The organism is Hyphomonas beringensis (genome assembly GCF_000682755.1).
Classification (GTDB): Bacteria; Pseudomonadota; Alphaproteobacteria; order Caulobacterales; family Hyphomonadaceae; genus Hyphomonas; species Hyphomonas beringensis.
On sequence record NZ_AWFF01000027.1, the window covers coordinates 80,251 to 98,880 of the forward strand.

Here is an 18,630-nt window from a genome sequence, read left to right on the forward strand (position 1 = left end):
GTTTAGCCAATCACGCCATTGATTGCCGCACGTGCCGCCAAGGCCGGGCTCATCAGATGCGTACGGCCATCGCGGCCCTGACGGCCTTCGAAGTTGCGGTTGGACGTTGAGGCACAGCGCTCACCCGGGGCCAGCGTATCCGGGTTCATGCCGAGGCACATGGAACAGCCCGGCTCGCGCCATTCAAAGCCCGCCTCGATGAAGACCTGGTCCAGACCTTCCTCTTCGGCCTGCGCCCGCACGAGGCCTGAGCCTGGCACGACCATGGCCCGCACACCCTCGGCCACCTTGTTGCCCTTGGCCACATCGGCCGCGGCCCGCAAATCTTCAATCCGGCTATTGGTGCAAGACCCGATGAAGACGCGTTGAACCGGCGTGCCCTTGATCGGCTTGCCACCTTCCAGGCCCATATAGGCCAGCGCCCGTTCACAGGCGCCTGCCTTGACCGGATCGTCAAAGTCTTCCGGCTTCGGGATAATGCCTGACAGGGCAATGCCCTGCTCCGGGCTGGTGCCCCAGGTCACCGTCGGCTCAACGTCTTCGCCCTTGATGTGGACAGTCTCGTCGAACACGGCGTCATCATCGCTGTGCAGCGTGCGCCAATAGGTTTCGGCCAGATCCCAGGCGCCAGCCTTCGGCGCGGCCGGGCGGCCTTTGATATAGGCGAAGGTTTTCTCATCCGGCGCGACCAGGCCTGCGCGCGCGCCGCCTTCGATCGACAGATTGCACAGCGTCATCCGCCCTTCCATCGAGAGCTTGCGGATTGCATCGCCGCGGAACTCCATGACATGGCCCGTACCGCCAGCCGTCCCGATGACGGAAATGATGTGCAGCGCCAGATCCTTCGCGGTGACGCCCTCTTTCAGCGAGCCGGAGACCTCGATCGCCATGTTCTTCATCTTGCGGGCCCGCAGGGTCTGCGTGGCCAGAACATGCTCCACTTCACTTGTGCCGATGCCATGGGCCAGCGCGCCAAATGCGCCATGCGTAGAGGTATGGCTATCCCCGCAAACGATTGTCATGCCGGGCTGGGTACGTCCCTGCTCCGGGCCAACCACATGCACGATGCCATTACGAATATCGCCCATCGGGAAATACTCGATTTCATACTCAGCAACATTGCGGGTCAGCGTTTCCAGCTGATTGCGGGCCTCGGGGTCTTTCACCCCGGCAAGGCCTGCCGACTGGTTTTCCGTTGGGGTATTATGGTCTGCGACGGCCAGTGTCAGATCGCGGCGTCTCACGCCCCGCCCGGCCGCTTTCAAACCGGCAAAGGCCTGAGGCGTCGTCACTTCGTGGATAAGGTGCAGATCGATGTAGAGCAGGCTTTCACCTGTATCTACATCCGTGTGCACCACGTGCGCGTCCCAGATCTTGTCGTAAAGCGTCTTGCCGGCCATTGAACCCTCATCTCTTTATGTCGCGGCGCACAATAGCGGCGAAAGCGCTGGTGGAAAGGGGCAACTGCCTTAACCCGCGTCTTGGTCGCATGGTGGAGACAGTCGCAGGGCCAGAGTTTCCAGTTCGGCCTTGTCGAAATCGCCTGCCACTTGCAGCATTCCGCCGGAGATCACCTCCGTTACGATAGGAGACATGAGAACCTCATCGCCCACACGCAAGGGCAAGGTCTGTCCAATATTGTCCCGCGTCAGAACGGCCAGCTTCTCGGCCCCTGCCGTATCCAGCCGGATCGACAGGGCCGGACGGCCAAGGGCGTCTTCTATTGCCTCGGCCTCTACCTGGCCGGGGTCAAAGCTCACATCGCCTATCGACAGGATACCCTGCTCCACACTGGGCGGTCGGCAGGCTGGCACGGTAATGCTGAGTGTTTTCTCGGGGACATCACAGGCGGCCAGCAGGCCCGCACACAGAATAGAAAGACAGATATTTCTCATGCCCCAAGCGTGGCACAGAATCCTGCGCCCCAAAAGAAAAGCGCCCCTGCTTTTGGCAGAGGCGCTGTTTCAAATCCTGGCCTTGGGCCGGGCAGTCTATTCCTCGGCAGCGCCTTCAGCGGCAGAAGCTTCGGCCTCAGCAGCTGCAGCGGCAGCAGCCTCTTCAGCGGCTTTCGCCTTGGCAGCTTCATCGCGAGCCTTAGCAGCAGCTTCCTTGCGGGCAGCTTTTTCTGCATCTTTCTGACGGCGACGCTCGGTCTTGGAAACGGCGATCTCGACCGTTTCGATGCCGTGGCCGGTGGTACGCTCTGCGATACGGGCAGATTTACCGCGACGGTCGCGCAGATAGTAGAGTTTCGCACGGCGCACACGGCCCTTGCGCTTCACTTCGATGCTTTCGATCATCGGGGAAGCAAGCGGGAATACACGCTCTACGCCTTCACCGAAGGAAATCTTGCGAACCGTGAAGCTCTCATTGATGCCACCGCCTGCGCGGGCAATGCAGACGCCTTCGAAACGCTGCACGCGCTCACGGTCGCCTTCCTTAATGCGGACGTTCACAGACAGCGTATCGCCCGGGGAGAAGTCCGGAATGTTCTTGTCGCCGACAACGCGGGCGAACTCTTCCGCTTCAAGCTGTTCAATCATGTTCATCGCCTGTCTCCGGCGGTTGGAATTCGTGGGTCTTGGAGTAAGCGGCGTATAAATCGGGACGGCGTTCTTTTGTCAACGCTTTTGCGCTGTTAAACCGCCATTCTTCTATACGTTTGTGATCTCCTGACAGCAAAACCTCAGGAGTCCCGCGTTCCCCCCACTGTCTGGGCAGGGTGTACTGGTCATGTTCCAGCAGGCCATTCTCGAAAGATTCATCCGTCAGAGAGGCCTCATTCCCCGCGACACCGGGCAAAAGCCGCACCACGGCCTCTACCATCGCCATGGCAGCCACTTCTCCGCCCGCCAGCACATAGTCGCCCATGGAGACCTCTTCCATGCCATGCGCATCAATAGCGCGCTGGTCTAGGCCTTCAAACCGGCCACAAAACAGGACCAGCCCCTTGCCGCCCGCATATTGATGCGCCTTTGATTGGGTAAACGGCACGCCGCGCGGCGACAGATAGACAAGATGCTTGCCAGCGGTATCGATGCTGTCCAGGGCCGCGCTGGCCACATCCGGACGGATCACCATGCCGGCCCCGCCCCCTGCGGGTGGCGCATCGACATTCTTGTGCTTGCCGAGGCCAAAGGGCCGCAGATCCACCGTCTCCCAATTCCAGATACCTTCCTTGCGGGCGCGCTCCAGAATGGAAACGCCCAGCGGGCCTGGAAAGGCCTCAGGGAACAGGGTGATGAAACTTGTCTCGAACATGGGGCGAGCCTTTAGCGCAGGCGGGCCCCGCCGTCACGCATATGCTGTCACGTCCAGTCCGGCCAATCACGGAACAGGCCGAACTTGACGTTCGTTACCATCGCATTGGCCGAAAAGTGTAGTGTATCGGTTTCACCGGAGCGGGCCGCCGCTGCCTTGAAGGCCTGATCAAGCTGCGCCAGGTCGCGCGTTTCGATCATGATGTGAAACTCCCGCACATCATCCGGCCGAAGCCCCAGCTTGCAGCGCATCATGCGCCACGCCTCGATCCGGCCTTCGTCTCGCATGTGAGACAGAAAAGCTGACAGGGCTGGCGCAAAGGCCCGCTCATCCGTGCCCGGCTTCAGATCGAACCAGATATGATAAATATCCATATCACCCTCCCGAATGCCCGCCTTCTCCACCTTTCCGGATCGGCTGACAACAGGCATAGTTGGCCCTGTCAGGAATCGGGAAGGATCAGGCATGGGCATTTTTGCCAGCGTCATTGCACTTTGCATGGGGCGCAAACCCGGCACGGCCTCTGCCGAGCCGCCGGAAGCCTATGCCCGCATGACGCCGGCCGAGCTGAAACAGGCCGCCATGTCAGGAGACCACAAGGCAGAGGTGGAGCTGCGCCGCCGCGCCGAGGCGACAGAGAAATGAGGCTGGACCGCGCCTGCAGCAAGCTCTAGTCCAGACAGGATGGAAACCCGCCCCGCCCTTTCCGTTCTGATCCCCTTCTTCAATGAAGAGGGCAATGTGCACCCTGTCATAGATGAAGTGCATGAACAGCTCTCCGGCATCGCGTTTGAGGTCATTTGCGTGAATGACTGCTCAGCTGATGCAACCGAGACAGAACTGGCAGAGGCCAAGGCGAAGCATCCGGACACGGTGACGGTGCTGAACCATGTCGCGCGACGCGGCAAATCTGCGGCGCTGTTCACCGGCCTGAAATCGGTGCGCGGTGAGTGGGTGCAATTGCTGGATGGCGACGGCCAGAATGATCCGGCCGATACGGCCAGGCTGTGGCAGGAAATCATCCTGCCCGGCGCCCCGGCCCGGCTGGGCATCATTGCCGGAAAGCGAAACAGCCGAAACGATTCCGGTTTCAAATGGGTTCAGTCCCGTGTGGCCAATGGCGTGCGCAGGTTTGTGCTGCGTGATGACGCGACCGATACGGGCTGCGGCTGGAAACTGATCCGCACGGCCGCCTTCCGGGATCTACCCTTCTTTGCCTCCATGCACCGCTTCTTGCCAGCCCTGATCAAACGGGCGGGCTGGGATGTACGCGAAGAAAAGGTGAATGACCGCAAACGCCTGGCCGGACAGTCCAAATATGGCTTTCTGGGCCGCCTGGGCGCCGGCATGTTTGACCTGATCGGCATGTTCTGGCTGACCCGCCGCGGCGGATACGGCATCGCCCGCGAGTGGAATGACCCGCGGGCATAAGCTCGGCTGAAATCCTAGTTCTGCTGTGTATTGTCGCGAGCGCGCAAAGCCGGAGACCGCGTATCCTTGTTTCTTTGCGGACGTGGCTGTGGCCGTGGACGGGGCTGAGGCCGCGCCTGCGGCTGGGGCCGGGGTGCCTGAACCTGCTGCGCACGCTGAGGCCGGGCCGGGGCTACCTGCGGACGCTGCGTTTGAGGTCTGGCCTGGGGACGAGGCCGCACAGGCTGAGATTGCGCATTTGCTCTTTGCGGCGCGGCCTGGCGTTGCGGGCGTACGGGCTCAGCACGGCGCTGGACAGGACGAGCCTGTTGCGGACGCCGCTCGACCGGGCGGATGTCACGCGGACGCTCTACCCGGCGCTGCACAGTGTCTGCCGGACGCTGGCGCTGGACATCCTGACGGTTCCGGAAGGCAGGTGACTGCGGAACCGCGCGGGTTTCCTGAACGCGTTCTCGCCGCTGGCGGATCTCCTGCCGGGCCTGTTCTTCCCTTTGCGGACGATTGATATCCGCACGCACAGGCTGGCCTGGACGGGCCACCCGCTCTGAGGCTGGCCCACCCGCCAGATCATCTCCGCGCGTGCGGGTCACGACACCCGCCTTATGGGGGCGGCGCTCACCTCCGCGAGAATCTTCCCGGTCGCCACGATGATCACGGCCGCCGCGCGGGCCATCATAGCGACGATCACCGCGATTGCGGTCTCCCCTGTGGCCACTTCCATCGACCGGGCGAATGGACGAAATATTGTCGTTCAGGCGAATGCCATTCAGCTTGTCATTCGACGCATCAATGATCTGGCACCGGCCCTTGAAGTTCGCGTGCTCGCACACTTCCCATTTGCCGCTGCGGATCTTGATTGAGGAGACATTGTCGTTGAACCGGTACCGGCTGAGATCGGACACCCCATCATTCAGGCCTAGCGACGGCCCGCGGCCATAGGAATCGACATACAGCGTCACGTCACCATCGCGCGCGCCATAATGGCCCCTCAGATCCGGCCTGTGATGACGATAATCGCGGCGGTAATCCCGACCATAATGGCGGTTCACGCCATGCCGGGTCCAGGCAAAGCCATACGGACCATAGCCATAGCGCGGGTCATAATATCCATAGGACCGGTAAGTCGGCGAATAGCCATAATGATAGACGCTGACACGCGTGCTGACACCATACCCCTGAGAGTAATCGTCATAACCATACCGGTTATTGTCAGCGTAACGGATATACCCCTGATCATCCCGCACGAACATCAGGCCATGCTCGGCCTCGGTATATTCATAGATCGGACGCGCTGAGCTGATCTCATAGTCGAGCCCATACCAGTCGAGATCTGCCACATCATGACGGATAAAGACGCAGCGACCTGTAAAATCGGAATGCTCGCACAGCTCCCACGCGCCTGACAGTACGGCGACGGAGCGGGCCCGGTCATTGAAGCTGTAATCATTCAATGTGTAGACCGGCTCGAACACTTCACGGACTTCGCCGCGATAGTCCTGGCCGCTGAACAGCATCAGTCCCGCCGGTTCGCCTGCGGCGTCATATTGCGCAGATGCGGCTCCAGCAGCGGAAAGCGGCAATGCCAGCATCGCGCCAAGGCGGATCAGTTTCGCAAACATGGGCAAGATACCTCGTTTCTTAACCCATACCTTATGCCAGTTCCTGCCTGAACAGGCGGCAACATGGCGCAAAGCCTGAAAAACTACTCGCCGGACGCCTCCTCCGCCCAAGTGGCAAGATCAGGAATGACGATCCGGCCAGAGGCCAAATCAACCGTTGGCACATCCACAAGCGTGAACGGCACAAGTATCGTGCCACCGCGATCCTTCAGGCGGATTTCCAGCAGATCATCCGCGCCGAAATTCTGCAAAGCGCGGACCATGCCGGCCGGTTCATTGCCGCCTGCAAAGACGGTGAGACCAATCAGGTCTTCAATATAGAACTCGTCATCTTCCGTTTCGGGCAAACAGGACCGGGGCACATGCAAAAGCGTGCCCTTGATGGCGTCCCAGTCTTCCTTCTGCTTGTGCTCTTTCGGGCGGACGATGAAGTGATCCTTACCGGGACGCGCATTGACCGGTGTGAGAACCGGCTTGCCCGCCTCATCCAGCAGGGGGCCATAGTCGAACACGTCTTCGGGAATGGCGGTGAAGCTTTTCACCCGCACTTCACCGCGCACGCCATGGGCGCCCTTGATGGCGCCCACAACAATCAGCCTGTCTTGATCTGCACTCATTCTGCCTTCTGTAGCGAGACGGCGGCGCAGAGCAAGCATCAGTTACGGCTACCTGCGGCCAGAGAACCTGCGGATCGAGGAAATATTGTCATTCATCCGGATCGGTTTGAGCTCGCCCTCGCCGCCAGAGATAATTTCGCACCGCCCGCGAAAGTTCGCATGCTCGCAGACTTGCCAGGTTCCGCCAGTAACCAGGAAGGAACTTGCCTTGTCATTAAAGCGATAGGGGCTGAGGTCTGGGACATCCTCGCCGATCTCGACGGACGGCCCCCGGAGCTGAGAGTCGGCAAACAGGACAAGGCCACCATGCCCCCTGCGGCCGCCGCGCCAATCACCGCGATGATCCGGGCGATCACGCCAATCCCCACGCCGGCTGACAGGCCGGACAGAGGAAATATTGTCATTCAGCCGGTAAGCGTTGAGGCGGGCAACATCAGCATCAATGATTTCGCAGCGCCCCCGAAAGTTCGCATCCGTGCAGACTTCCCATGCGCCGGAGCGCAGGCTGATGGAAGACACCCTGTCATTGAAGTGGAACCGTGAGAGATCGGGCTCGGCGCCCTTCAGGCGAATACTCTCACCCGAAAAGCGCGCATCCGCATGCAGAACAATCCCGCCCCCATGGCCTCGCGCTCCATAGCTATCCTGCCCACGCTTGGAATGATAATCGGCTGCTGCAGGCAAGGTAAGGGCAAGCGCGCCAGCGGCCAGGGCAGCGCTACGCATGTGGCGGATATTCAGCATGTCAGTCTCCTTTCGGCTTACAGACCCTTGCTAGACCATACTGCCTGAACGCTTCCGGGTTCCTCTGTTGCTGAATGTTCAGGATTGAACCGCCTGCAAAGGGCGAGCGCCTCAGCAGGGTCGCAAAACCTGAACCGGCCCACGAAAAAGGCCGGCACCCAGAAGGGCACCGGCCTTGAATCTCCGAGACTGTTAGCCAGCCTTATTCGGAAGCAGCTTCTTCAGCGGCTTCTTCAGCTGCCGGAGCTTCTTCCTCTGCCGGAGCAGCGGCGGCCTCAGCGGCAGCAGCAGCCTTCTCGGCTTTCTCGTTAGCGCGCTCTTGCGCTTTCTTGCCTGGCTCACCCTTCTTCGGGTTGTTGCCATGTTCCCAGGCGATGATCGGCTTGCCGTCAACTTCGATCTGGGACAGGAAGCGTGCGACGCGTTCGGTCGGCTGGGCGCCCTTGCGGACCCATTCAGCAGCTTTCTCGCCGTCGATGTTCACGCGGTTGTCGGAATCCTTCGGCTGGCGCGGATCATACGTGCCGATTTTCTCGATGAAGCGGCCATCGCGCGGGGCGCGAGCGTCAGCAACAACGACGGAATAGAAGGGGCGTTTCTTGGACCCGCCACGGGCGAGTCGGATCTTGAGGGCCATGTGTGTATCTCCTGTAAGTCTGGCGTCTCGGATGTAATTCTCAGTCGTCCGCTTCTAAATCGCGGATCTGCTCATGATGGCGGATCACTTCCGCCACGATGAAATTCAAAAGCTTCTCGGCAAAGGCCGGGTCCAGCCCACTCTGCTGGGCCAGGGTACGCAGGCGCTCGATCTGGCGCGCTTCCCGGGCTTTATCCGCAGGCGGCATATTGTGCACGGCCTTCAGCTTGCCAACTTCCTGGGTCGCCTTGAAGCGCTCTGCCAGGGTGTGGATGATGATGGCATCCAGATTGTCGATGCTGGAGCGCAGCTTGGTCAGCTGCAGCATGGCCATGGCGTCTGTGTCAGTGTTCATTTCTTCTTGCCTCCCCCAAGGCCGGGCAGTCCGCCCATACCGGGCGGCAGCGATCCGCCGCCGAGACCAGGCATACCGCCCTGTCCACCCATTTTCGCCAGGTCTGCCTGAGACAGACCCGCCGCCTGCGCAGCACCCAGCATGTTCTTCATGCCGCCTTTCTTGCGCATCTTCTTCATCATGCCGGCCATCTGCTGGTGCATCTTCAGCACCTTGTTGACCTCTTGCACGGTCACGCCGGCACCCGAAGCGATCCGTTTACGGCGCGATGCATTCAGAACGGCCGGCTTGCGGCGTTCCTGCCGGGTCATGGACATGATGATGGCTTCCTGACGCTTCAGGACATTGTCATCCAGATTGGCAGACTCCATGGCCTGCTTGGCCTTGCGCGCGCCCGGCAGCATGCCCATCAGGCCGCCAAGGCCGCCCATGCGCTGCATCTGGCGGAACTGTTCTGCCATGTCTTCCAGGTCGAACTCACCCTTGCGGAGTTTCTCCGCCATGCGTTCGGCCTTCGCCGCGTCCATCTGCTCGGAAGCCTTCTCGACCAGAGAGACAATGTCGCCCTGCCCCAGAATGCGCCCGGCGACGCGCTTGGCATCGAAAGCATCCAGACCGTCCAGCTTTTCGCCGACACCCATGAACTTGATCGGCAGGCCGGTTACCGCACGCATGGAGAGCGCAGCGCCGCCGCGGCCATCACCATCCATCCGTGTCAGGACCAGGCCGGTCAGCGGCAGGCGCGCATGGAAACGGCTGGCTGTCTCAACGGCGTCCTGACCGGTCAGGGAGTCTGCGACCAACAGAGTCTCGGACGGGGTTGCGATCTCCGCAATCTCCGCCACTTCATTCATCATCTGCTCGTCGATGGTCGTGCGGCCGGCGGTATCAAGGATCAGCACGTCATATCCGCCGATCTTCGCAGCATTCATTGCGCGGCGGGCAATATCGGTTGCCAGCTGGCCCTGAATGATCGGCAGGGAGACGACATTGTCGCCGCACTGATCCGCCAGAATGGCCAGCTGCTCCATGGCGGCCGGACGGCGCGTATCGAGCGAGGCGAGCAGGACTTTCTTGCGCTCTTTCTCAGACAGGCGCTTGGCCAGCTTGCCGGTCGTCGTCGTTTTACCTGAGCCCTGAAGGCCGGCCATAAGGATCACGGCGGGCGGGCTGTCGATGCGCAGGCTGCCGTCACTGTCTTCCCCGCCCAGCATTTCGATCAGAGCGTCATAGACGATCTTGATCACTTGCTGGCCTGGCTTCACGGAGCGGATGACTTCCTCGCCAACGGCGCGGGATTTCACATTCCCGATAAAGTCCTTCACCACCGGCAAGGCGACGTCAGCCTCCAGCAGGGCAACGCGGATCTCGCGCAGCGCAGCGCTCACATCCTTTTCGGATAGTGCGCCGCGGCCTGTCAGACCGTCAAAAATCCCGCCAAGGCGTTCGCTCAGTGTGTCGAACATCTTATCGCTCCTTTGCCATGTGTCAGAACCTCTGACATAGGCGCTCCAAACCACCACACAAAGCAGAAGAGCCCCGCTGAGCGACACTTCGCCGGGCGGGGGGCCTCGCTGACCTCACGGGTTCAGTCAAAGCGCGCTTCTCTATTTTGCGCAGATGTTCGCGGGGCTAAAGCACGCGCGGGCCCGACCGTCAAGCCAATTGCAGCTGACGCACCCGGTCCGCCAGCACGTTCATAGCGGCTTTTATCTCGTCGGTGATGAGCGATAGCACGACGACATTGCTCCAGGTGCCATTGGCCGCGCGCATATAATGACGGATCACACCCTCCCGGCGCGCCCCGATCCGGTCAAACGCGCGCAAGGCTCGTTCATTCTCTTCCGGAATATAATAGGAAATCCGCTGGAATCTCGCCTGCACGGCCCGCTCCAACAGGGCCAGCTGCGTCGCCGGAACGACATCCGTTCCGCGCACATGTTCTGGATGCCACAGAAAGCCGACGCCCAGCCGCCGGTGCGTGCGCGAAACGCGCTCATACGCGACGAGACCCGCAAAACTGTTGTCGGACTTGCGATAGACCACGAAGGGGTAGAATGAATCCCCCTTCATTTCGGACAGACAGTAATCGATATATGCGTCCAGGCTGGTGCCGGTCGAAATAACCGGCATCCATTCCCACATCGAGGCCGCAGCAGTGGAATCCTGCAGATTGCTTCTGTGGGCTTCTGACAGGCTTTCAAGGCGGACCACGTCATTCTCAGGCGGGGGCGCATTCAGGTACATATTAGAAGTCATGAGCCCCATCTGGAGCGCGCGCAAGAAAAATCGAATCCCTTCTGGTTGAGTTCTATTTCGAAACTCCGCCAGAAGGGTTCTTTAATCAGACTTTAGTTCTCACTTGTTTGCGGGAACAATTTTTCCGTCAGATAGGTAAACTCCAGCGCAGAGCGTTTTGCCCGCTCCTGCTGGTTCGCCGCCGCAGAGTGACCGCCATCGGTATTTTCATAATAATAGAAAGGCAGGCCTGCGGCTTCGAACTTCTTGGCCATCTTGCGGGCATGCCCCGGATGCACGCGGTCATCCTTTGTGGACGTAACAAAGAACGGCACCGGATAAGGCTTTGACGCATCAAAATTCTGATAGGGAGAAATCGTCTCCAGGAATGCACGCTCTTCCGGCACGTCAGGAGAGCCATACTCGTCCACCCAGGACGCCCCTGCGAGCAGCAGATGATAGCGCATCATGTCCAACAGCGGCACCTGAACGACAACAGCATTCCAGAGATCGGGGCGCTGGTTCAGCATCACGCCCATCAGAAGGCCGCCATTCGAACCGCCCATGATGCCCAGATGCTCAGGGCTGGTCACGCCGCTCTCCACAAGATCCTCGCCCACAGCGATGAAATCATCATAGATGCGCTGGCGGTTCTGCTTCAGGCCAGCCTGGTGCCAGGCCGGGCCGAACTCACCGCCCCCGCGAATATTGGCCAGCACATAGGCGCCGCCCTTTTCCAGCCAGAGGCGGCCTGTCACCGCGCTATAGGACGGGTTCATGGAAACCTGAAAACCACCATAGCCGTACAGCAGCGTCGGCGTGGTCCCGTCCATCGGAATATCTTCCTTGCTGACAAGGAAATACGGAATCTTTGTGCCATCCTTGGATGTCGCAAAATGTTGCTCCACTTTCAGGCCTGTCGCATCAAACTTGGGCGGCAGGCTTTTCAGCGTCGTTACATCCTCAGTCGACGTATTGTAGCTGAGCAGGGAATCCGGCGTCAGGAAGTCTTCGTAATTGATGAAGACCGTTTCCTCCCGGTCGCTGGCAAAGGCGATATTCGCCTGTCCTGTCCCCGGCAGTTCCACCGGACGAACGACCCAGGTCTCTTCCACCGGCTCGGCCAGCATCACCTTGCCGACGGCCGTATCGCTCACACCCAGAAGAAGCGCATTCTTGGCAATCGCCACGCCTTCCAGGGCCTGCGCCTCATTCGGATGGAATACCAGAGACACTGGCGGCAATTCGCGCGTCTCAAGGAACGTATCAATATCAAAGGCGACGAGATCACCGGACTTGAAGGCGACATCCTGTCCTTCCGGCGCCCAATCTTCCTGCAAGGAGACAAGCAGCTGACCTTCATACACGCCCTGCGGGCTTGATTTCAGCGGGATCGGGAATTGTACCGGCACGGTTTCCCCTCCCGGGAACCACCAATATTTGGAGGTGAAGAATGTGTCGGCTTCGACAGCGCCCTGAAGCACGCGGCCGTCTTCCAGCTCCAGCGCCATAGGCCACACGCCGACATCGGTCTCATCCCCGCGGATCAGCTCTTCGGCAGAGTCCAGCGGCGTGCCACGCTCCCAACGCTTCACGACAAAGGGATAGCCAGACTGCGTAACTGTCCCCTCGCCCCAATCGGTCGCGATCAGCAGCGTATCGGGGCTGGCCCAGGCCGAACCTTGCTTGGCTTCCGGGGTGACGAAACCGTCTTCCACGAATTGCTTGGTGACCAGATCAAATTCACGCTGGATGACGGCATCCTTGCCGCCATTCGACAGAGAGACCATGCATTTATAGTCCGAACTGCCCTTCGGCGCGAAACAATCGGCACCTTTATAGACCCAGTTCTTGTCCTCATCGGCGGCCAGCTTGTCGAAATCGAGCACGGTTTCCCACTCTGGCGCATCGGTCGCATAGCTCTCAAGGCTCGTCCGGCGCCACAGGCCACGAACGTGGGTATCGTCCTGCCAGAAATTGTAGACCATGCCATTGCGGATACTGCCATAAGGGATGCGCTCAGCGGACGTCAGCGCTTCGATCGCATCTGCCTCGAAGGCCGGATAGTTCGGATCGGACTGCAAGTCCGCCAGCGTGCGCTCATTCTGGCTGCGGACCCAGGCAAGTGCGTCTTCGCCCTCCACCTCTTCCAGCCAGAGATAAGGGTCTGTCGCTACCACTTCAGTCTCCGCCTGCTCCGGTGTTTCTACCGTGTCTGCCAAAGGGGTCTCCATAGACGCTTGTGTTCCACATGCCGCCAGCGCCAAAAGGCCTAGCGGGGCAAGATATTTGCGCATTTCATCTCCTGCTTGTCAGGCTCACACCGATAAGACAGTTCCATCCGGCATGAAAATTCCATTTCGCAGAGATTAAACAGGTAAGCCTGCCCAGGCAAAGCGCTTATCGCGCTTATTGTCAGCCAGCAGGTCCAAGCCGTTCGAACATGATCCGCTCAACCAGGATGGCCCGCTCCTTTGAGGGGACAACCGGACGAATGCCCAGATAGTCATAGCCCTGATCGCCGGTACGAACCGGAACATTGTACTCAAAGCTGAAATCGCTGAATTCCGGCACAAGGTCGAAAGTCTGCCAGCCCGAATCGCCAGATCGTCCCGTTGAGTAATTCAACTTTGCCTGCATGGCGCCCTGTGTATCGGCCGGACGCATCCGGACGGTCACACGAATGTGCATACCAGAGAATTGCTGCTCCAGATCGCTGGCCAGCCTGAAATGCGGCCCCTCTTCCGGATCCGGCCCCAGCGTCTCGGCATCAGACCGAATGTAGAGCAGATATGTCCCGCTCTTGTCGCGTACCAGTTCGGTAATCGCGTCACCACCAGCCAGAACCTTGTTGAGATAGGCTCCTTCGATCGTGATTCGTTCATAATTGGCACCGTCGCCCGTCACAGGTCCGCTCGGCAGACGGCCGATGCCGGGCCATATCGCCACCAGCACCATGACCACTGCCAGCAACAGGGCAAGCGGGAAGAAAACCTTGTCTCTCATAAGGCTCGGAACTCTTTCGCAGTTTCAGGCCGGCAGCCGCTGGCCAATTCATGGCACTCCTGTTAGCAGGAAGCCGGATGGTTTGGCGAGCCACAGACGCTGCCTGACGTGACATTTGCCAGGGGGTGTGAAGTCCATGTCCATATCGGCATTGAGACGCAGGGCACGCGAAGCCCGCTTTTGGCTGTTTGATGCCTGCTTCCCGCTATGGAGCGAGAAAGGCAGCGGAGACGGCGGCCTGTTCCGCGAAGGCCTGAGCCTCGACCACTCCCAGATGCCGGAAGACACCACACGCGTGCGGGTTCAGGCGCGTCAGACATTCGTCTTTGCGCAGGCCGCCATGCTCGGCTGGAAACCTGACGCAGCGATGGAAGATGTCGAACAGGGCGTGCGCATCCTCAGCGGCCTTGCGCGGCGTCCGGATGGGCTGACCGGACACCGCATTCATTGCGATGGTTCCGGCCTCGCCGATGACACGCCAGATCTCTACGATCTGGCCTTCACGCTTTACGCGCTCGCCAATGCCAGCATGGTGATAGAAGATGGCGGCAGCGTTCTGGCCCCAGCGCGCGCTCTGATCGACGCCGCAGAGGGACGGCTGAAAGATCGCACGAATGGCGGATATGCCGAGCGCCTGCCCCCGCCGCAAACCCGCAGCCAGAACCCGCACATGCATATGCTCGAAGCGTTCCTCGCCCTGCATGTGGCGGATCCGGAAGGCGGCTATCTCGGCAAGGCGGCAGAGCTGATCCAGCTCTTCGAAACGAAATTCACCGCAGGCCCCGGCAATCTGCTGGGCGAAACCTTCAAGGCAGACTGGAGCGAACCGGACGGCGAAGCTGCGATGGTGGTTGAGCCAGGGCATCAATTCGAGTGGGTCTGGCTGCTGGACCTCTACAGCAAGCTGAGCGGCGAAGCCCTGAACCCGGCGGCCGGCCGCCTCTACAGCTTCGCCACCGGGACGCTGGATCCCTCAGGCCGCACCCTGCTGGAAGTGAAGCGCGACGGCAGCGTCCACAATGCCGGGCGCCGCACCTGGGGCCAGGCAGAGGCGCTGCAAGCTCATCTCATGATGCTGCGCCTGACAGGAGAGGAAAGTTTCGCCGCCGCCGCCTGCACCAGTTTCGACATTCTGATGGACGAACACCTCACCCCTGAAGGCGGCTGGATCGACCATATCGACGCGACCGGACAAACCCTCTCGCACTTCATGCCAGCCTCGACCGGCTACCATGTCGTGTTGGCCTTTGCAGACCTGATCCAGACGATGGAAGCTTGAATCACCGCCTGTTTGCCCCGAAATGAACGCCGAAGAGACATTTCGCCCGACACAAAGGATAACATCCATGCCCAAGCTCGCCCTTGTCCGCCACGGACAATCCGAATGGAATTTGCAAAACCGCTTCACCGGCTGGTGGGATGCAGACCTGACCGAGAAAGGCGAAGCCGAAGCAAAAAAGGCTGGCGAACTGCTCAAGGCCTCTGATGCGGATTTCCGCGCCGCATTTACCAGTGTGCAAATCCGCGCCATCCGCACCATGTGGCTGGCGCTGACCGAAATGGGCCGCGCCTGGTTGCCGGTCGAAAAAGACTGGCACCTCAATGAGCGCCACTATGGTGGCCTGACCGGCCTCGACAAGGCAGAGACCGCCGCCAAGCATGGCGACGAACAAGTCCATGTCTGGCGCCGCTCCTATGACATTCCCCCGCCGCCGATGGAAACCGGCAGCGAGTTCGATCTGTCGACAGACCCACGCTATGATGGCGTGGATGTTCCCGCCACCGAAAGCCTGAAGCTGACGCTGGAACGCGTGCTGCCCTACTGGAACGACACGATTGCCCCGGTTCTGCAATCAGGCAAGGATGTTGTCATCGCCGCGCACGGTAACTCCCTGCGCGCGCTGGTGAAGCATCTCTTCAATGTGCCGGACGAAACTATTACCGGCATCGAAATCCCGACCGGCAACCCGCTCTTCATTGAGCTGGACGACGATCTGAAGCCAGTCTCCGTTCAGTATTTGGATGCAGATCGCGGCAAGCCGCTGCCAGAGCTGCCATGAACAACCGCCCTTCCCGGCGGCGTGACCGGCGCAGAATGAACCGCGCCCTCGGGCTGGCGCGGCTTAATCAGGGCCTGACTGGTGTGAACCCGTCTGTCGGCTGCGTTCTGACGGATGCGGACGGCCATGTGGTCGGCGAAGGTGTCACCGGCATCGGCGGTCGCCCCCATGCTGAGGAGGTCGCCTTGCAACAGGCTGGCGACCGGGCACGCGGCGGCACCGCCTATGTCACGCTGGAGCCATGTCGTGAGCGCTCCCAGGGCAACAAATCCTGCTCTCTTCTTCTGCGCGAGGCTGGCATTGCGCGCGTGGTCTGCGCGGTGGAAGACCCCCACCCTGTCGCCAATGGCGGAATCCGCGCCCTGCGCGATGCCGGGATCGACGTTCAGATCGGCCTTGGCCAGCGCAGCAGCCAACAACTCTACAAAAAGTTCTTTCAGAGCATACTCTAGTCGCTGAACGGCCCGGCATGCGCGATGATCTTCTCATAGAAGGTAACGGAATCGCGCTGGAAGGCCGCTTTGGTGAATTGCTGCTCGTATGAGGCACGCCCGCCATCGACCAGCTTTTGCGCCAACGCCTTGTCCGTGATTACGCGGCTGAGCGCAGTGGCCAGGGCGTCCACATCATTCTTCGGGATCAAAAGGCCGTTGACCTCATCCTTCACATAGGCGGCCGGGCCGACAGCATCTGCCGCCACCAGCGGGCGTGACGCCGCCCAGGCATCGACCGTCACCGTGCCGAATGGCTCATAGCGCGACGGGAAGGCCACCACATCGCAAGCTGCCAGCAAGGCGCCGCGATCATTGCGCCAGCCAAGGAACCGCACCCGGTCATCCAAGCCCAGCTCTGTGCATTGCTTTTTCAACTCGGCTTCCAGCGGGCCATCGCCGGCGATCCAGACATAAAGGTCCGGCACCTTGACGGTCGCTTCCAGCAATGTGTCTAGCCCCTTCTTCTCGTGCAGGCGCGCCAGCGCCAGTGCGACGGGCGCATCTTCCGGCGTGTCCAGCGCCGCGCGGCTGGCCGGGTCTGCGCCTTCAAAGTCTGCATAAGTGTGGATGATGGCAGACCGGTCTTCCGGCACGCCCTGCTCGCGGATATGGCGCAACAGGTCGATGGTGAGGCCGACATGCCATTCGCAATTCACAAAGCGCGCCAGCTTGTAATAGCCGCCATACCAGCCGATTGAGCGATTGCGGTATTCCTTCGGCGCGTACTGTCCGGCACGGCCCATCCAGTATTCGATGACATCCGGTTTGAAAGCCTTGATTGCGTCGCCGATCACACGGCGGGTCGGGAAGGGCCAGGTATTGTTGAAGGCGGCCACATCGACGCCAATGCCCGCTTCCTTGTACTTCTGAATGCGGAAATCATTGTTCGGCCGGGTGACGACATGCTGGGTCAAACCCGCTTCCGCCAAAGCCATAACGGACTCCAGCATGATGTTCTCTGCGCCGCCTTCTGCTGCGCCCGCCATCACGTGCATGATCCGCATTTGCCGCTCCTTCATTCGTAAAATGCCTGCTGCAGCGCATACCCATTATCAGCACCTGCGGCAAACGCTCCTTGGCAGTGCAGCCCGAAATGCCTACAGACAGGGGCAAATCATGACGAAGGCCAACCTCATGTCCGATTATCGCCTGTTCGGCGCAGATACCTCACCCTACTCCCAGAAAGTGCGGTCGTTCCTGCGCTACAAGAATATCGATTTCGACTGGATCTCTCGCGACCGCGGGAATGAGGAGGAATTCCAGGCCCAGGCAAAGACGCCGACTGTGCCGCTGCTGATCTCTCCGGAACGCCCGGCCAGCCAGGATTCCACCGCCATTCTGGCCGCAGTTGAAGCAGACCATGCCGAACCATCTGCTGTGCCGGATGATGCCGCCGCCTCTGCGCTGGCGCTGATCCTGGAAGACTATGCGGATGAATGGCTGAACAAATGCATGTTCCTGGAACGCTGGGGCCAGAAGCCTGACCGCGATGCCGCGGCCCTGCGCGTGCTGGTGCAGCTCTATGGCGGCAAGCGTCCGCGCGCCTACAAGAAAGCGCAAACCCAGATTGGAGAGCGTATGGCAGACCGCCTGCCGCTGGTGGGCGCGACACCGGAAAATGCAGACACGCTGAAAGCCTCCTGGCAGCGCTTTGCCACCCTGCTGAACGCACACCTGAAAGAGCATCTCTATATTTTCGGCGGCCGTCCGTCTGCGGCGGATTTCTCGCTCGCCGCGCAATTCCAGCAGATGCTGATGGATGAGACCCCTGCGGCCTGGCTGAAGGAAAACACGCCATTCCTGGTCGCCTGGTGCGAAAACATGGAAGACCCGAAACCGGGCGCGCCGTTTGAAGATCTTGAAAAGCTGAAGACCACGCTCGCACCGGTCTTCGCCGAGGAACTGTCGAAGACCTATCTGCCCTGGGCGAAGGCCAATGCCGCCAGCGCCGGCCGCCGCAAGGACAAGGTTTCCGCCACCGTGGCAGACACGAGCTTCGAGCAGACAACGCAGACTTATGCCGGCGCAGCTTTCGACTCCGTCCGCAAGGCCGTCAAATCCTGCCTGTCAAATGATGATCTGAATACATTCCTTACAGAGACTGAGTGTGTGAGCGTCTTTTCCTGAGGCCATCATTCTCAGTTAAATAAAAAACGGCGCGCCATGGG

21 protein-coding genes are annotated in these 18,630 nt (G+C 60.4%); 6 read left to right on the plus strand and 15 right to left on the minus strand.

What is annotated here, in order from left to right; genetic code table 11:
* Window positions 1-2: 2 nt before the first annotated feature.
* The 5 genes from leuC to HY29_RS04675 form a co-directional block, all read right to left on the minus strand.
* A complete protein-coding gene (leuC, locus tag HY29_RS04655) occupies window positions 3-1,400 on the minus strand; it encodes a 3-isopropylmalate dehydratase large subunit (protein ID WP_034793138.1) in 1,398 nt (465 codons plus the stop codon).
* Between the two features lie 69 nt (window positions 1,401-1,469).
* Window positions 1,470-1,895: a SecDF P1 head subdomain-containing protein gene (locus HY29_RS04660; protein ID WP_034793140.1), complete on the minus strand. Its 426-nt coding sequence runs from the start codon at window positions 1,893-1,895 to the stop codon at window positions 1,470-1,472.
* A 96-nt stretch (window positions 1,896-1,991) separates the two neighbouring features.
* The gene (rplS, locus tag HY29_RS19860; RefSeq protein ID WP_034793142.1) at window positions 1,992-2,549 is read right to left on the minus strand and encodes a 50S ribosomal protein L19; all 558 of its coding nucleotides are present in this window, start codon (window positions 2,547-2,549) and stop codon (window positions 1,992-1,994) included.
* Entirely contained in the window at window positions 2,536-3,261 is a 726-nt protein-coding gene (gene trmD / locus HY29_RS04670; protein WP_034793143.1) for a tRNA (guanosine(37)-N1)-methyltransferase TrmD, read from the minus strand. The genes rplS and trmD overlap by 14 nt, the downstream gene beginning before the upstream one ends.
* A gap of 47 nt (window positions 3,262-3,308) precedes the next feature.
* Window positions 3,309-3,635, minus strand: a complete 327-nt coding sequence (locus tag HY29_RS04675) for a DUF6614 family protein (protein WP_034793283.1) — start codon at window positions 3,633-3,635, stop codon at window positions 3,309-3,311.
* A gap of 91 nt (window positions 3,636-3,726) precedes the next feature.
* Between HY29_RS04675 and HY29_RS04680 the strand changes: the two genes are divergently transcribed.
* Window positions 3,727-3,906 carry a hypothetical protein gene (locus tag HY29_RS04680; protein ID WP_034793145.1) on the plus strand — a complete coding sequence of 60 codons (180 nt, stop codon included), beginning with the start codon at window positions 3,727-3,729 and terminating at the stop codon, window positions 3,904-3,906.
* A gap of 39 nt (window positions 3,907-3,945) precedes the next feature.
* Window positions 3,946-4,692 (plus strand): glycosyltransferase family 2 protein, encoded by a 747-nt coding sequence (locus HY29_RS04685; RefSeq protein ID WP_034793148.1) that lies wholly within the window; start codon window positions 3,946-3,948, stop codon window positions 4,690-4,692.
* Window positions 4,693-4,706: 14 nt separating this feature from the next.
* Here HY29_RS04685 and HY29_RS19575 read toward each other — a convergent pair whose 3' ends face one another.
* The 9 genes from HY29_RS19575 to HY29_RS04735 form a co-directional block, all read right to left on the minus strand.
* On the minus strand, window positions 4,707-6,311 hold the full coding sequence (locus HY29_RS19575) for a beta/gamma crystallin-related protein (RefSeq protein ID WP_051601132.1): 1,605 nt from the start codon (window positions 6,309-6,311) through the stop codon (window positions 4,707-4,709).
* An 83-nt stretch (window positions 6,312-6,394) separates the two neighbouring features.
* Window positions 6,395-6,928 (minus strand): ribosome maturation factor RimM, encoded by a 534-nt coding sequence (gene rimM, locus HY29_RS04695; protein ID WP_034793152.1) that lies wholly within the window; start codon window positions 6,926-6,928, stop codon window positions 6,395-6,397.
* Window positions 6,929-6,976: 48 nt separating this feature from the next.
* A complete protein-coding gene (locus tag HY29_RS18285; RefSeq protein WP_051601133.1) occupies window positions 6,977-7,672 on the minus strand; it encodes a beta/gamma crystallin-related protein in 696 nt (231 codons plus the stop codon).
* Window positions 7,673-7,874: 202 nt separating this feature from the next.
* On the minus strand, window positions 7,875-8,309 hold the full coding sequence (rpsP, locus tag HY29_RS19865; protein WP_034793155.1) for a 30S ribosomal protein S16: 435 nt from the start codon (window positions 8,307-8,309) through the stop codon (window positions 7,875-7,877).
* Between the two features lie 40 nt (window positions 8,310-8,349).
* Window positions 8,350-8,664, minus strand: a complete 315-nt coding sequence (locus HY29_RS04715) for a chorismate mutase (protein WP_034793158.1) — start codon at window positions 8,662-8,664, stop codon at window positions 8,350-8,352.
* The gene (gene ffh / locus HY29_RS04720; RefSeq protein ID WP_034793161.1) at window positions 8,661-10,130 is read right to left on the minus strand and encodes a signal recognition particle protein; all 1,470 of its coding nucleotides are present in this window, start codon (window positions 10,128-10,130) and stop codon (window positions 8,661-8,663) included. The genes HY29_RS04715 and ffh overlap by 4 nt, the downstream gene beginning before the upstream one ends.
* Window positions 10,131-10,320: 190 nt before the next feature.
* Window positions 10,321-10,923, minus strand: coding sequence for a GNAT family N-acetyltransferase (locus HY29_RS04725; protein WP_155838204.1), 603 nt, complete (start codon window positions 10,921-10,923; stop codon window positions 10,321-10,323).
* Between the two features lie 92 nt (window positions 10,924-11,015).
* On the minus strand, window positions 11,016-13,124 hold the full coding sequence (locus HY29_RS04730) for a prolyl oligopeptidase family serine peptidase (protein WP_241765132.1): 2,109 nt from the start codon (window positions 13,122-13,124) through the stop codon (window positions 11,016-11,018).
* A gap of 193 nt (window positions 13,125-13,317) precedes the next feature.
* Window positions 13,318-13,908 carry a hypothetical protein gene (locus HY29_RS04735; RefSeq protein WP_034793168.1) on the minus strand — a complete coding sequence of 197 codons (591 nt, stop codon included), beginning with the start codon at window positions 13,906-13,908 and terminating at the stop codon, window positions 13,318-13,320.
* 136 nt (window positions 13,909-14,044) lie between these two features.
* Here HY29_RS04735 and HY29_RS04740 point away from each other — a divergent pair, with 136 nt between their 5' ends.
* The 3 genes from HY29_RS04740 (at window position 14,045) to HY29_RS04750 (ending at window position 16,420) form a co-directional block, all read left to right on the plus strand.
* Window positions 14,045-15,187 (plus strand): AGE family epimerase/isomerase, encoded by a 1,143-nt coding sequence (locus HY29_RS04740; RefSeq protein WP_034793171.1) that lies wholly within the window; start codon window positions 14,045-14,047, stop codon window positions 15,185-15,187.
* A 67-nt stretch (window positions 15,188-15,254) separates the two neighbouring features.
* Window positions 15,255-15,968 carry a 2,3-diphosphoglycerate-dependent phosphoglycerate mutase gene (gene gpmA, locus HY29_RS04745; RefSeq protein WP_034793173.1) on the plus strand — a complete coding sequence of 238 codons (714 nt, stop codon included), beginning with the start codon at window positions 15,255-15,257 and terminating at the stop codon, window positions 15,966-15,968.
* Window positions 15,965-16,420 (plus strand): bifunctional diaminohydroxyphosphoribosylaminopyrimidine deaminase/5-amino-6-(5-phosphoribosylamino)uracil reductase RibD, encoded by a 456-nt coding sequence (locus HY29_RS04750; protein ID WP_199285820.1) that lies wholly within the window; start codon window positions 15,965-15,967, stop codon window positions 16,418-16,420. Before gpmA ends, HY29_RS04750 begins: the two co-directional genes overlap by 4 nt.
* Here the strand turns inward: HY29_RS04750 and HY29_RS04755 are convergent.
* The gene (locus tag HY29_RS04755) at window positions 16,417-17,466 is read right to left on the minus strand and encodes a glycosyltransferase (RefSeq protein WP_034793294.1); all 1,050 of its coding nucleotides are present in this window, start codon (window positions 17,464-17,466) and stop codon (window positions 16,417-16,419) included. The genes HY29_RS04750 and HY29_RS04755 overlap by 4 nt on opposite strands.
* 112 nt (window positions 17,467-17,578) lie before the next feature.
* Here HY29_RS04755 and HY29_RS04760 point away from each other — a divergent pair, with 112 nt between their 5' ends.
* The gene (locus tag HY29_RS04760; protein ID WP_241765133.1) at window positions 17,579-18,589 is read left to right on the plus strand and encodes a glutathione S-transferase family protein; all 1,011 of its coding nucleotides are present in this window, start codon (window positions 17,579-17,581) and stop codon (window positions 18,587-18,589) included.
* The last annotated feature ends 41 nt before the right edge of the window (window positions 18,590-18,630 follow it).

Coding starts and splice junctions, on each gene's coding strand:
- leuC (WP_034793138.1), bottom strand. CDS start 1,400: ATGGCCGGCAAGACGCTTTACGACAAGATCTGGGACGCGCACGTGGTG.
- HY29_RS04660 (WP_034793140.1), bottom strand. CDS start 1,895: ATGAGAAATATCTGTCTTTCTATTCTGTGTGCGGGCCTGCTGGCCGCC.
- rplS (WP_034793142.1), bottom strand. CDS start 2,549: ATGAACATGATTGAACAGCTTGAAGCGGAAGAGTTCGCCCGCGTTGTC.
- trmD (WP_034793143.1), bottom strand. CDS start 3,261: ATGTTCGAGACAAGTTTCATCACCCTGTTCCCTGAGGCCTTTCCAGGC.
- HY29_RS04675 (WP_034793283.1), bottom strand. CDS start 3,635: ATGGATATTTATCATATCTGGTTCGATCTGAAGCCGGGCACGGATGAG.
- HY29_RS04680 (WP_034793145.1), top strand. CDS start 3,727: ATGGGCATTTTTGCCAGCGTCATTGCACTTTGCATGGGGCGCAAACCC.
- HY29_RS04685 (WP_034793148.1), top strand. CDS start 3,946: ATGGAAACCCGCCCCGCCCTTTCCGTTCTGATCCCCTTCTTCAATGAA.
- HY29_RS19575 (WP_051601132.1), bottom strand. CDS start 6,311: ATGTTTGCGAAACTGATCCGCCTTGGCGCGATGCTGGCATTGCCGCTT.
- rimM (WP_034793152.1), bottom strand. CDS start 6,928: ATGAGTGCAGATCAAGACAGGCTGATTGTTGTGGGCGCCATCAAGGGC.
- HY29_RS18285 (WP_051601133.1), bottom strand. CDS start 7,672: ATGCTGAATATCCGCCACATGCGTAGCGCTGCCCTGGCCGCTGGCGCG.
- rpsP (WP_034793155.1), bottom strand. CDS start 8,309: ATGGCCCTCAAGATCCGACTCGCCCGTGGCGGGTCCAAGAAACGCCCC.
- HY29_RS04715 (WP_034793158.1), bottom strand. CDS start 8,664: ATGAACACTGACACAGACGCCATGGCCATGCTGCAGCTGACCAAGCTG.
- ffh (WP_034793161.1), bottom strand. CDS start 10,130: ATGTTCGACACACTGAGCGAACGCCTTGGCGGGATTTTTGACGGTCTG.
- HY29_RS04725 (WP_155838204.1), bottom strand. CDS start 10,923: ATGACTTCTAATATGTACCTGAATGCGCCCCCGCCTGAGAATGACGTG.
- HY29_RS04735 (WP_034793168.1), bottom strand. CDS start 13,908: ATGAGAGACAAGGTTTTCTTCCCGCTTGCCCTGTTGCTGGCAGTGGTC.
- HY29_RS04740 (WP_034793171.1), top strand. CDS start 14,045: ATGTCCATATCGGCATTGAGACGCAGGGCACGCGAAGCCCGCTTTTGG.
- gpmA (WP_034793173.1), top strand. CDS start 15,255: ATGCCCAAGCTCGCCCTTGTCCGCCACGGACAATCCGAATGGAATTTG.
- HY29_RS04750 (WP_199285820.1), top strand. CDS start 15,965: ATGAACAACCGCCCTTCCCGGCGGCGTGACCGGCGCAGAATGAACCGC.
- HY29_RS04755 (WP_034793294.1), bottom strand. CDS start 17,466: ATGCGGATCATGCACGTGATGGCGGGCGCAGCAGAAGGCGGCGCAGAG.
- HY29_RS04760 (WP_241765133.1), top strand. CDS start 17,579: ATGACGAAGGCCAACCTCATGTCCGATTATCGCCTGTTCGGCGCAGAT.